This window comes from Tistrella mobilis (genome assembly GCF_041468085.1).
GTDB classification, from domain to species: domain Bacteria; phylum Pseudomonadota; class Alphaproteobacteria; order Tistrellales; family Tistrellaceae; genus Tistrella; species Tistrella mobilis_A.
In genome coordinates this window covers 3,983,971-3,997,618 of record NZ_CP121017.1, presented here as the reverse complement: position 1 = coordinate 3,997,618, position 13,648 = coordinate 3,983,971, and the positions used below count along the sequence as shown (strand labels likewise).

The following is a 13,648-nucleotide window of genomic DNA, read 5'->3' as shown; positions in this document are numbered from 1 at the left end:
CGTCAGCGGCCGATGAACCGTGGCGCCCGCTTCTCGACGAAGGCCTGGGCGGCCTCTCGGTGATCGACACTTTCCGAACAGCGGGTGTGCTGGATCGCCTCCAGATCCATCACCTCCGACAGCGTGCCGGTCAGCGCCAGGTTCATGTTGCGCTTGATGGCGGCGTAGGTCAGGGCCGGCCCACGGGCAAGCGTCTCGGCGATCATGCGGGTCTCGGCCTCCAGGGCCTCGGCATCGACCACCCGGTTGACCAGGCCCAGCTTCTCGGCCGCGGCCATGTCGAGCAGTTCGGCGGTCAGGTAAAGCTCACGCGCCTTGGCGGGGCCGACGAGCCGGGTCAGGAACCAGCTGCCACCGAAATCGCCCGACAGCGCCACCTTGGCGAAGGCCGTCGTCATCACGGCCGAGCGGGCGGCGATGCGCATGTCGCAGGCGAGCGCCAATGACAGGCCCGCCCCGGCCGCGGGCCCGGGCAGGGCGGCGATGGTCGGCTTGCCCATTTCGTGAAGCCAGCGCGAGGCCTCCATCACCTGGCGCAACTCCGTGGCCCGGCGCTCGCTCGACTTCGCGGCCTCGGCCTCGGCGGTTTCCGCCATGCGCTTGACGTCGCCGCCGGCGCAGAAGGCGCCGCCGGCGCCGGTCAGGACCACCACGCGGACTTCGTCATCCGCAGCAAGCCGGGTCAGGGCCGAGACCAGCGCGGCCAGCATCGGCCGCGACATGGCATTGCGCCGTTCGGGCCGGTTGAGCGTCAGCCAGGCAACGCCGTTTTCGATATGTTCGAGCAGTTCCGACATGGGGTCTTCCTCCGCCGGCCGGGCCGGCGCAGCTGGCCCGCATGCCGGTCATGATGATCTTCGCGATGCGCCGGGGCGAGTTTAGCCCGGCGCCGCGCGACGCGACATGGCCGGGCCGCCGGGGTCCGCCATGCGAAGTATGGCCGCACACATACCGATGCAATAACGGTGTTACTAAACCGTTCCGCGATTATTATAGAATCATGATGCGCCAGGGTGGTCCTTCGACTATCGTATATGGATAAGAAGTGCTGCAGAACGAGACGGATGGTAGCGAGGTGCCGACTTCCGCCAGCCCCCGGCGCGGGGCTGGGAGGTTCCCCCCGAGCCATTCTCTGACGCATGAGGCGCCCGAGATGGTTCGACCGGCTCCCGCCGGAGATCCGCCAGGGAGGATGTTCCATGAAACGGGTACTTCTCACCACGGCGCCCAAGGAGGCGCTGGTGGAGATGAACGGTATCGGCGGCAATTGGTACGATCGTACCGATACTTACATGGCCTGGACCTGCGCCAACGACCTTGCCGACCGCCTGTCGGTGACCTGCCCCCCCACCGGTCTGAACTTCCTGAAGGCCAATGTGCCGGATGTCGAGGTTCTGGAATATCCCACCTGGGCCGAATACGAAAAGGCGCTCGGCTCCGAGCAGTGGGACATGGTGGGCATCAGCTTCTACACCTGGTCGGTGCCGGTCGCGATCCAGATGGCGAAACTGGCTCGTGACTACGGTGTGAAAGAAGTCTGGGGCGGCAATTACGGCGCGATCACGCCCGGAATCCAGCCGCATTTCGACCGGCTGATCAAGGGACCGGGCGAATACGTGCTGCATCAGTACGTTTATGGCCGGCCGCTGGAGCACGTCACCCATCCGCCGATGATGGGCGAGTCGAGCTTCCGCGGCGTGAGTTCGAAGGTCGGCTATCTGTACAGCAAGCGCGGCTGCAACATCGGCTGCACCTTCTGCTCGACACCGGTCTTCAACCCCAAGGAAGACGCGATCTTCATGGAGGACATGGAGTACGCGCTCGACACCTACAAGGAGAACAGCGTCGCTCATGTCATCATCTATGACGAGTCGTTTTTCCTGAAGAACGACATCGCCGAACGGGTGGTGGACGGGCTTGCCAAACGCGGTCTCGGCTGGATCTGCCTGACCCGTGCCGATCTGCTGCGCGGCCGGATCTCCGAACTCACCGATCGCTGCATGGATGGTGCGATCATCGGCATCGAGAGCTACCGCGACAAGAACATCGCCGATGTGCAGAAGCGCGACGACGTCTACAACGTCCGCGCCACCGTCCGCGAGCTGATCAAGAACGGCCGCCGAGCCCTCGGCACCTTCATGGTCGGCTTCCAGGACGACAGTATCGAGGACATGGAATACGACATCACCCAGCTGGCTGATGAGGGGCTGTTCGCCTGCCAGCTGACCCTGCTCACGCCCTTCCACGGCACCAAGCTGTGGAAGCAGATGGAGCATCTGGTGAACGAGCCGGACCTGTCGAAATTCGACCTCTACAACCTGGTCTGGAAGCACCCCAAGATGTCGCCGTCAGAGGCCCGCGACCTGATGGCCTGGGCCCAGCGCAAGGTGAACGACCCCGGCGTCGTGGCGCAGAAGATCAAGCAGGACATGAAGGAAAAGCTGCGCCGCGAGATGGCGGCGAAGCGCGGGCAGCTGCCGATCGGCAGCCGGCCGTCGCGGCTGGGCGGTGGCATGGCTGCCGGCGCCTTCGCGGCCCCCGAGCGCTGACCGGCGCCCGGACCACCTGTTCCGTCTGCTGCCGAAACGCCCGGTACCATCCGTCTGCCGCCCGCCCGCCGCAAGGGCGGGCGGCGACGGGGGGCCTGTCCGAGGGACCGTCCGATGAGCGCGCTCAAGATCCTGGCCATTCAGCTCGGCTTCCATCCCGACTATCCGGATGTGTCGACGCTCGCCACCACCTACAATGACGGCATCTATTACGTCGCCTCCTTCGTCGCCGATCAGCTCCCCGAGGCACAGCTGGACATGTGCCAGATGTTCTGGGGGGAGAACCCGGCCGACTTCCCGCTGGAGAGCTACGACGTCATCCTGGTCTCGGCGCTCGCCACCCATTTCTGGTCCAACATCCCGACCCTTGAGACGATCGCCCGGCGGCGGCGCAAGGACTCGCTCATGATCATGGGCGGGCCGCATGCGGCCTTCGCCCCGCATGAGGCGCTGAGATACGCCGATGTCGCGGTGATCGGCGAGGGGGAGCTGCCGACGCTGGAGCTGATTGCACGCCGTGCGGTCGGCGGTGTGGGCGGGCCGATCGACGACATCCCCAACATCGCCTGGATCGGCGAGGACGGCCGGCTTGCCATTTCCGACGTGAAGCGCTTCGAGAAGGTCTCGACCGCCATCCGCCCGGAACTGCTGGCGCGGGCGCCGCGGCTGCACTGGGCGACGGTGTCGATGTCGCGCGGCTGCCCCTTCGACTGCTCGTTCTGCTACGCCATCCGCCTGCTGGGCCGGCGGTTCCGGACCAAGACCGTGCCCGATATCGTGGCCGAGCTGGACGGCATCCATGCCCAGACCGGCTGTACCCGGTTCTATGTCACGGATCTCAACTTCACCACCCGTCGCGATTTCTGCCAGCAGGTGGCGCAGGCGGTGCGCGACCGGCCGTACAAATTCATCTCGATGAGCCGGATCAACCATGCCGATGACATGGATCTGGTGCTGGAGATGAAGGCCTCGGGCTTCGACGAATACTGCCTGGGCGTGGAATCCGAAGATCCGGGCGTGCTGCGCGCCTTCAACAAGAAGGTCGATGCCAGCGAACAGACCGAGCGTCTCTGGCGCTTCGCCGAAAACGACGTCTACATCCATTCGGCGATCATCTTCGGTCTGGAAGCCCAGGACCAGGGGGCCATCCGCCGCACGGCCCGCTGGTGCGCCGATGCCCGGATCGTGCATCCGACCTTCGTCTGTCTGGCGGAATACCCCTTCCAGAACCTGCTGTTCGGCGCGCGCCAGGACATCGAGGACCACCGGATCATCATGGAGGTCCCGACCTATCAGCACTATTCCTTCGTCGGCATCTTCCCGCGCCACATGCGGCCCTCCGACCTGCAGCGGTCGATCCTGGACAGCTATGACGTGTTCTTCGAGCGCGCCTTCGAGGTCGAGACCCGGCCGCAGCGGCGGATGCGGCTGAAATCCTATCAGCGCAGCGTCGCCCAGAGCCGTGGTGGCATGGAACGCCATATCGGCTTCCTTGAGACGCTGGAGGCGCCCTACTACACCCGCGAGGGCACGCTGAAAGAGGATCTGCTGCTGGGGGATTTCGAGGCCCGGCACGGTGCCACCCGTGACTGGCTGGCCCGGTCGGCCCGCGGGGCCGAGCCGGCCTTCGCCAAGGCCTATGCCCGCTGAGCCGGGGAGGCGTGCCGGAAATGACCATGGCGACCTCTCCTGCGGACCAGCATTTCCGCAGCTTCCGCGATGCGCTGCCCGCCGCAACCACCTGGGAGGCGGTGGCCCGTGGGGCGGAAACCGCACCGCATGCCTTCGCCCTGCGCGTGATCGAACGTGGCGGCGCCGAGGCGGTGCTGACCCGCGGTGACCTCGCCACCCTGGCGGCGGCAGGTGCCCGCGCCCTTGCGGCTGCCGGTATCGCGGCCGGTGACCGGATCGTGCTGGCGCTGCCGGCCTCGCGGCTGTTTCTGGCGCTGCACCTGGGTGCAGGGGCCATCGGCGCCCTGCCGGTGGTAGTGGCACCTCCCGCCGTGCCGGTGCCGGATCCGGCGCGCGCCCATCTGGCCGATATCGCCCGCCGAGCGGGGGCCCGGCTGCTGGTCGCCGAGGCGGAACCTGCCGCCGCGCTCGATGGTCTGAATGCGCAGGTGACCGGGCTTTCGGTCGCCGCGGCCGACCGGCTGCTGGCGGCGGGGCTGCGCGCAGCCCTGCCGGCGATGACCGCAGATCCCCAGGGCATCTCGCATCTTCAGCAGACATCGGGGTCGACCGGAGCGCCCAAGCTGGCGGTGGTCCATCACGACCGGCTTTCGGCCAATCTGGCCCAGATCGCGGCTGCGATCTGTGCGACACCCCAGGGTGTGGGCGGCGACGTTCTGGTGTCGTGGCTGCCGCTTTCCCACGATATGGGGCTGGTCGGGCTCAATTATGCGCTCCGCTGGGGCGTGCCGATGGTGCTGGCCGATACCGGCGAATTCGTCCGCAACCCGATGAACTGGCCGGCCTGGATGTCGCGGCACAAGGGCACGCTGTCGCCTGCCCCCAACAGCGCCTTCCAGATGTGCGCGCGCCTGGCCCGGCTGAGGCCGCCGCGCGGGCTCGACCTCTCGGCCTGGCGGGTGGCGCTGTGCGGGGCGGAACCGGTCCATGCCCGCACCTTGCAGGATTTCAGCACCGCCTTCGGCAGTCACGGCTTTGCTCCGCAGACCCTCCGCCCGGTCTATGGCCTGGCCGAGGCGACGCTGGCGGTGGCAATCCCGCCTGTCGGGGGCTGCGTGACCGACCCGGTCGATGCCGACCGACTGGCGGCCGAAGGGCTGGCGGCACCCGCCGGCGACGATGCGGAACGCCGCCTGCATGCCGTGACCCTGGGCCCGGCCGTGCCCGGGGCCGCGATCCGCATCACCGCGCCCGACGGCACCGAACTGCCCGAACGCCGGGTGGGAGAGATCGAGGTCGCCAGCCCCGCGACCGTCGGCGGCTATTGGCAGGATCCGGCCGAAAGCGCCCGGCTGACCCGACCCGATGGCTGGCTACGCACCGGCGATCTGGGCTATCTGGCCGATGGCCGGCTGCATGTCACCGGCCGGGCCAAGGATCTGCTGATCCTGGGCGGACGCAATTTCACGCCCGCCCAGATCGAGGATGTGGCCGAAGCTGCGGCGGATGCCGCGATCACGCCCGCGGTCATTGCCGTTGGTCTTACCGACGAGACGTTGGGCACCGAGACCCTGCATCTGCTGCTCGACACCCGCCTCGGCCCCGAAGAGGCGCGTGCCGCCATTGCCCAGCGCATCCGCGACGCCCTGGCCGAGGCCTTCGGCCTGACCGGCATCGGCACGCACTGGATCGCGGCCGGCCTGGTGCCGCGCACCCCCAGCGGCAAGGTCCAGCGCTTCCGCTGCCGCGAGATCGTGGCTGCGCGCCTGGCGGACCGTCAGGCCGCGGCCTCAAAAAACAAGACGACACCCGCCCCAGGGAGGATCACCGGATGAATGCGCCCAAGGATATGGCGGCCTCAGAGGCCGCTGCCGTGGTTTCCTCCGTGGCCGAGCCGGTCGCCATCATCGGCATCGGCTGTCGTCTGCCGGGTGGTGCCTCCAGCCCCGCGGCCTTCTGGTCGCTGCTCCGCAACCGGGTGGATGCCATCCGCGAGGTGCCGGCCGATCGCTGGAACGCGGCCCTGTTCCACCATCCCGATCCGGCCTCGCGTCCAGGCACCATCGGCACCCGCATGGGCGGGTTCCTGGACGGGATCGACCGCTTCGACCCGGGCTTCTTCGGCATCTCGCCGCGCGAGGCGCAGCTGATGGACCCCCAGCAGCGCCTGCTGCTCGAATCGGCCGTCGACGCCATCGACGATGCCGGGCTGAAGCTTGAAGACATCGACGGCACGGATGTCGGCGTGTTCATCGGCATCGCGGCCTATGACTATGCCGAAATTCAGCATGGCATGGCTAATCGCGAGCTGATTTCCGGCCATACCAATACCGGGCTCGCGCTGTCGATCGCAGCCAACCGCATCTCGTACCTCCTTAATCTCAAAGGGCCGAGTGTGGCGGTCGACACCGCCTGTTCCTCGTCTCTGGTCGCCCTCCACCTCGCCTGTCAGTCGCTGCGATCAGGCGAAAGCCGGGCGGCGATCGTGGGCGGGGTCAATGCGATCCTGAAGCCGGAGCCGACCATCGGCTTCAGCCGCGCCTCGATGCTGGCCCCCGACGGCCGCTGCAAGACCTTCGATGCCCGCGCCAACGGCTATACCCGCGGCGAGGGCGCCGGCATCGTCGTGCTGAAGCCGCTTTCGGCCGCGCTTGCCGATGGCGATCCGGTCTATGGCGTGATCAAGGCCACGGTCGTCAACCAGGACGGCCATACCAACGGTATGACCGTGCCGGGCGAGGATGCCCAGGCGCGCATGCTGGAGACCGCCTATGCCCGGGCCGGCATCGTGCCCGGCACGTTGCAATACATGGAAGCCCATGGCACCGGCACGCCGGTCGGCGACCCGATCGAGGCCCGCGCGCTCGGCCGGGTGCTGTCGCAGGGACGGCCGGATGGAGATCGCTGCCTGGTGGGCTCGGTGAAGACAAATATCGGCCATCTGGAGGCAGCGGCGGGCATTGCGGGGCTGATCAAGGCGACGCTTGCCATCCATCACCGGCATGTTCCCTCCAACCTCAATTTCGAGCGGCCGAACCCCGAGATCGATTTCGAGGGGTTGAAGCTTGAAGTCGCCGTCGGCGATCGGCCCTGGCCGGACAACGGTCATCCGCCCCGCGCGGGCGTCAATTCCTTTGGATTCGGCGGCACCAACGCCCATGCGGTGCTGGAAGCGGCACCCGCCGAAGCCGTGCGCCCGGCCCTGTCGGACGAGGGGGCGCCTGGCATCGCCCCTGATGCCGGCAGGACCGGCGCACCCGTCCTGATTCCCGTTTCCGCCCGCAGTGCCGAGGCGCTGGCCGAGGCCGCCCGCCGTCTGGCGGAGGCGCTGACCGATGGCGGGCAGGCGGCTGCGCACCGGCCCCTCGCCGAGGTCGCCGCCTGGGCGGGCACCCGGCGCAGTCAGCATGACCACCGGCTGGCGGTCGTGGCGGCCGACCATGCCGAAGCGGCGGAACGGCTGCGCGATGCCGCCGCCGGCACGGCCGGCCCCGGTATCATCGCCGGCCGCGGCCGGGTCCGTTCCGCGCCGGGCAACCCGGTCTATGTGTTCTCGGGCATGGGGCCGCAATGGTGGGCGATGGGCCGCCAGCTGATCGAACGCGAGCCCCTGTTCCGGGCCGCGATCGAGGAATGCGACGCCCATCTGCGTGCGGCCGGCGCGCCCTGGTCGCTGATGGACGAGATGTGCCGCGACGAGGCGCAGAGCCTGATGGCCGAGACCTATATCTCGCAGCCGTCGAACTTCGCCCTTCAGGTCGGGCTCGCCCGGCTCTGGAGCCATTGGGGCATCCGTCCTGCGGCCATCGTCGGCCATTCGACCGGCGAGGCGGCGGCCGCTCATGTCGCCGGCCAGCTGGACCTCGCCACCGCCTGCACCGTGATCTATCACCGATCGCGTGTGCAGCAGCGGGCAAGCGGCAAGGGCCGCATGCTGGCGGCGGCCCTGACCGAGGCCGAGGCGCTGGAGCGCATCGCCCCCGTGGCCGATCGGGTGTCGATCGCGGCCATGAACGGCCCCGGCATCCTGACGCTTGCGGGCGACGCCGAACCGCTGGAGGCGATCGCCGCCGGCCTGGCCGGGGAGGGCCGGTTCAACCGCTTCCTGACCGTGGCCGTGCCCTTCCACAGCCACCATATGGATCCGCTGCGCGAGGATCTGGAAGCCTCGCTCGCCGCGATCCGCCCGGCTGCGGCCAGTCTGCCGCTCTATTCCACCGTCACCGGCGATCTGGCGGAGGATCTGCCCTATGACGCCGCCTATTGGTGGCGTAATGTCCGCCAGCCGGTGCGGTTCGCCGACGCGATCCGCAGCCTGATCCGCGACGGCCATCGGACCTTCCTGGAGGTCGGGCCGCATCCGGTGATCTCGTCGTCGATCGACGATACCGCGGGCGAGTTGGGCGAGCGGGTGATGACGGTGCACTCGCTCCGCCGCCAGACGGAAGAGCGTGCGGTTCTGCTCGGCAATCTGGGCCAGCTTTATGCGGCCGGCCACCAGGTCGACTGGCAGGCGGTTTCGGGCGCCGGCCGGCTGCGGCCGGTCCGGCTGCCCGCCTATCCCTGGCAGGACAAGCGCTACTGGCAGGAGGCAGCGGAAAGCCTGGACGGCCGCGCCGGTATGCCGGCCCATCCCTTCATCGGCCGGCGGATTGCGGCCGGTCTGCCGCTCTACGAGATCCGCATCGATCTGGAACGGCTGCCCTATCTGGCCGACCATGCCGTCGGCGGCTCGGTTCTGTTCCCCGGCGCCGGTTTCATCGAGGCGGCGCTCGCCGCCTGGACCGTGGCCATGGGCGCCGTCCCGGCCGCGGTCGAGGATGTGCGCTTTCTGAAGGCCCTGATCCTGGGCGCCGACCGCGCGGTGAAGCTGCAGGTGGCGCTCGATCCCGCGAGCGGCGGCGCCCGCGTGCTCTCCCGGCCGCTCGGCGAGGACGAGGCGCCGTGGACGCTGCATGCCGCGATGACGCTGAAGCCCCAGGGCGCGCTGCCGGCCCAGGCGGTGGATCTGGAGGCCGCGGCCGGGCGCTGCACCGAGGCGGTGGCCGATCGTGGCTATGGCGCCTTCGCGGCGCGCGGGCTGAATTACGGCCCGGCCTTCCAGGGTATCGCGGCCCTGTCGCGGGGGCCGGCCGAGGCGCTGGCCCGGCTGGCCCTGCCGGCCGCAGCACGGGCGGGCGATGGCGCGCCGGATGCTGCCGGCGGCTATCTCTTCCATCCCTCGCTGCTGGATGCCTGTTTCCAGGCGGTGCTTGGCGCGATCGACAGCCGCAGCGCGGCCGCTGGTGCCTATCTGCCGGTGGCGGTGGAGCGGCTCAGGCTGTCGGGGCGGATCGATGACGGTGCCGAACTTCATGCCCATGCCCGGCTGCTGACGCTCAATTCCAAGCAGCTGGATGCCGATATCCGCCTGACCGATGCCGCAGGCCGGGTGCTGGCCGAGGTGCAGGGCTTCTCGTGCATGGCGCTGGATCAGGCCGAAGGCGGCCGCGGTGCCGGCCGCGAGATCGATCGCAGGCTCTTTGCCGAACATTGGGTGGAGCAGGCGGCGGGTGTGGTGGCGGCGGATCTGCCAGATCCGGCCGATCTTGTGGCCGAGACCCGGCCGATGGTGCTGCCGCTGATCCGCAAGCTCGACCGCGCCGGCTATTATGCCGAGGCGCAGCCGCTGCTCGACCGGCTGACGGCCGCCTATGCCGCCCGCGCCTTCGCCGAACTGGGCATCGATGCCGATACGCCCGATCCGGCGCGGGTCGATCCCGTCCATCATCGGCTGCTGGCGCGGCTGGCCCAGGTGGTCAGGACCGAGACGGCCACGGGTCCGCTGCCCGAACCCGAGGTGCCGGGTGCCGAGATCGACCGCCGTCATCCCGGCTTGGCACCTGAAATGGTGCTGATCCGCCGCTGCGGCGAGGCGCTGGCCCGGGTGCTGACCGGGGCGCAGGATCCGCTGGATCTGATCTTCCCCGACGGGTCGCAGGTCGATGCCGAGCGGGTCTATCGCGACAGCCCGAGCTTCGGCACCTATAACCGGATCCTGGAACAGGCGGTCCGCGCCCTGGTCGACCGGCTGCCCGCCGACCGGCCGCTGCGGATCCTGGAGATCGGTGCCGGCACCGGCGCCACCGCCGCCCATCTGCTGCCGGTGCTGCCGGCCAGCCGGACCGATTATGTCTTCACCGATATCTCCACCGCCTTCACCACCAAGGCCGAGCAGAAGTTCCGCGCCTTCGATTTCGTCCGCTACCGCCTGCTCGACATCGAGAAGGAGCCGGCGGCCCAGGGCTTCGCGCCGGCGAGCTTCGATCTGGTGGTGGCGACCGACGCGCTTCACGCGACCCGGGCGATCGACACCGCAATCGCCCATGCCGCCGGTCTGCTCCGTCCGGGCGGGTTGATGGCGCTGGTTGAGCTGACCGCGCCGCCGCCCTGGTTCGATCTGGTCTTCGGCATGCTCAAGGGCTGGTGGGCCTTCGACGACGCCGGGACCCGCCCCGATCATGCCTGCATGACCCTGCCGGCCTGGGAAGCCGCGCTCATGCGCGCCGGCTGCCCGGCGGTGGCGGCGCTTGACGACCGCGAGGATGGCGGGGCGACCGTTCACAGCGTCATCCTGGCCCGGCGGTCGACCACCGAGACCGCCCGGACCACCGACGAGCCGCCGGCGGCCGGGGCCGACGAGCTGGATGCCCTGCTCGGTCTCAGCACCATCACCCGGGCGAAGCCCGGCTGGTTGGTGCTGGCCGATGGTCGTGGTGTCGGTGCGGCGGTTGCCGCAGCACTTGAGGCGCGCGGCCATCCCGTGAGCACCGTGACGGCCGGCGAGGTGGCCGATGTCCGTAGCCTGGTGGACCGGGCACTGATGGATCTGCCCGAGGTGGGCGGCATTCTGCATCTCTGGTCGCTCGATGCCGGGCCGACCGAAGCGGCCGACATGACGGCCGTGGAGGCGACGGGGGCCGCGGTGCTGATGGAACTGGTCCAGACGGTGACCGATCCGAGCTTCGGCAACCCGCCGCGGCTGGTGCTGGCGACCGCCGGTGCCCGGCGGGTGCGGCCCGACGATCCGGCCCCCGAGGCCGCACAGGCACCGGCCTGGGGCTTTGCCCGGGTGCTGACCAACGAACATCCGGAACTGGGCACGGTGATGGTCGACCTGCCGGCCGCCGTCTCGACCGACAGAACCGACGAAATCGAAGCGCTGGCCCGGATCTGCGCCGAGGGGGCCGGCGACGAGACGGAAATCGCGCTCCGCGGCGCGCGGACCCATGTCGGCCGCATCCGGGCCGAGACGCTCGACGGGCTTCGCCGCCGGGCGCTCGACCCCAGGCCGGCGGCGGCCGGAACCGCCTTCCGGCTCGATGCCCTCAAGACCGGCGCGCTCGACAATCTGATGCTGACCGAGGCGCGGCTGCGCGAGCCGGGGCCGGGGGAGGTCGAAATCGACGTCGCCTTCACCGGGCTCAATTTCCGCGACGTGATGAAGGTGATGGGCATCTACCCGACCGAGGGCGACGAGCCCCTGGTGCTGGGCGACGAGGTCGCCGGCACCGTCCGTCGGGTGGGGCCGGGGGTGGATGATCTGGCGCCCGGCGACCGGGTGATGGCGATCGCGCCCGGCTTCGCCAGCCGCACCGTGGTCGGCCGCGGCTTCGTGGCGAAGCTGCCCGACGGGGTGCCGCTGGAAGGGGGCGCCACCATCCCGATCACCTTCGTCACGGTCTGGTATGCGCTGCATCATCTGGCCCGCGCCGAGGCCGGAGAGCGGATCCTGATCCATGCCGCCGCCGGCGGTGTCGGCCTGACCGCGATCCAGGTTGCGCAGCGGGCGGGGCTGGAGATCCATGCCACGGCCGGCTCGCCCGAGAAACGCGATTTCGTCCGCAGCCTGGGCGTCACCCATGTCTATGACAGCCGCAGCCTCGACTTCGCCGACCAGATCATGGCGGCGACCGATGGCGAAGGCGTCGACATGGTGCTGAACTCGCTGGCGGGCGAGGCCATCCCGAAATCGCTCGGCCTGCTCAGGGCTTATGGCCGTTTCCTTGAAATCGGCAAGACCGACATCTACGGCAATTCCCGCATCGGTCTCCGGCCGTTCCGCAACAACCTCTCCTATTTCGCCATCGACCTCGACCGGGTGTTCCGCGAGCGGCCGAAGCTGGCCGCACGGCTGATGACCGAGGTGGCCGATGCCTTCGCCGAAGGCGGGCTTCAGCCGCTGCCGCGGCGGGTCTGGCCGGTGTCCAGGGCCGAACAGGCCTTCCGCCACATGGCCCAGGCGCGCCATATCGGCAAGATCGTGCTCGCCATGGAAGACGAGGCGGCACGCATCGCCCGGCCGTTGCCGAAGCCGCTGCCGCTCAAATCCGACGGCACCTATCTGATGACCGGCGGTCTGGGTGGCTTCGGCCTCGCCGTCGCCGAATGGCTGGTGGCCAAAGGTGCAGGGACGGTGGTGCTGGCCGGCCGGTCCGGCGCCGCCACGCCCGAGGCCCAGGCCGCGGTCGACCGGCTGCGCGCCGGCGGCACCCGGGTCCGGGTGGAACGCTGCGACGTCACCGACCGGGCGGCGGTGGAGGCCATGCTCGGCCGGATCCGGGCCGAATTGCCGCCGCTCAGGGGCGTGCTGCATGCGGCCATGGTGCTGGACGACGATTTCGTGCTGAAGCTCGATCGCGATCGCCTGCACCGGGTGACGGCGCCCAAGATCGAAGGTGCGCTCAACCTGCATCTGGCGACCCGCGATGACCCGGTCGAGATGTTCGTGATGTTCTCGTCCTTCGCGGCGATGGTCGGCAATCCCGGCCAGGCCAATTACGTTGCCGCCAACCAGTATCTGGTGGCACTGGCCGAACGCCGCCGGGCGCAGGGGCTGCCGGCGCTGGCGGTCGACTGGGGGGCGATCGGGGGCGTGGGCTATGTCGCGGCCCATGACGAGATCGCCCGGCATTTCGAACGCCACGGCCTCACCCCCGTTCAGGCACCGGATGCGCTGGCTTCGCTTGAAGCCCTGCTTGGTACGGGAGCGGTCGCCTCGGGCGTGATCGACATCGACTGGGCGGTCTGGGCCCGCTACATGCCGGAACTGGCGCGCAACCCGCGCTATGCCGATCTGCCGCTGACCGAAGGCGCCGGTGGCACCGGCGGTGGCGGCGGAGAGGGTGATCAGGTCCTGGCCCGGATCCGCGAGGCGGCGGCCGAGGATCGCCAGGCCATGGTCGAGGCGGCGCTGGCCGCACGGCTCGCCACCGTGCTCGGCACCAGTGCCGAAACGCTCGATACCGGTCAGCCGCTGGCCGAACTCGGGCTCGATTCGCTCATGGCCGTCGAACTCAGCTGCCTGATCGAGGACGATCTGGGCGTGAAGACACCTGCGATAGAATTGACCCAGAGCCCGTCGCTCTCCAAGCTGGCGGAGCGGTTGCTGCCCGCGATCGCACCCTGACCCATCCAGGGCTCCGCAG

Annotated in this window: 5 protein-coding genes; 4 read left to right on the top strand and 1 reads right to left on the bottom strand. The window is 69.4% G+C overall.

Features of this window, described 5'->3' with window-relative positions:
* Positions 1–2 precede the first annotated feature (2 nt).
* Entirely contained in the window at positions 3–797 is a 795-nt protein-coding gene (locus P7L68_RS23555; protein WP_372002177.1) for an enoyl-CoA hydratase-related protein, read from the bottom strand.
* A gap of 402 nt (positions 798–1,199) precedes the next feature.
* Here P7L68_RS23555 and P7L68_RS23550 point away from each other — a divergent pair, with 402 nt between their 5' ends.
* From P7L68_RS23550 to P7L68_RS23535, 4 genes are all read left to right on the top strand, one after another.
* Positions 1,200–2,549, top strand: a complete 1,350-nt coding sequence (locus P7L68_RS23550; protein ID WP_014744003.1) for a B12-binding domain-containing radical SAM protein — start codon at positions 1,200–1,202, stop codon at positions 2,547–2,549.
* Between the two features lie 114 nt (positions 2,550–2,663).
* Positions 2,664–4,199: a radical SAM protein gene (locus P7L68_RS23545; RefSeq protein ID WP_372002175.1), complete on the top strand. Its 1,536-nt coding sequence runs from the start codon at positions 2,664–2,666 to the stop codon at positions 4,197–4,199.
* Between the two features lie 26 nt (positions 4,200–4,225).
* Positions 4,226–6,016: an AMP-binding protein gene (locus P7L68_RS23540; protein ID WP_372002173.1), complete on the top strand. Its 1,791-nt coding sequence runs from the start codon at positions 4,226–4,228 to the stop codon at positions 6,014–6,016.
* Entirely contained in the window at positions 6,013–13,629 is a 7,617-nt protein-coding gene (locus tag P7L68_RS23535; protein WP_372002171.1) for an SDR family NAD(P)-dependent oxidoreductase, read from the top strand. Before P7L68_RS23540 ends, P7L68_RS23535 begins: the two co-directional genes overlap by 4 nt.
* The last annotated feature ends 19 nt before the right edge of the window (positions 13,630–13,648 follow it).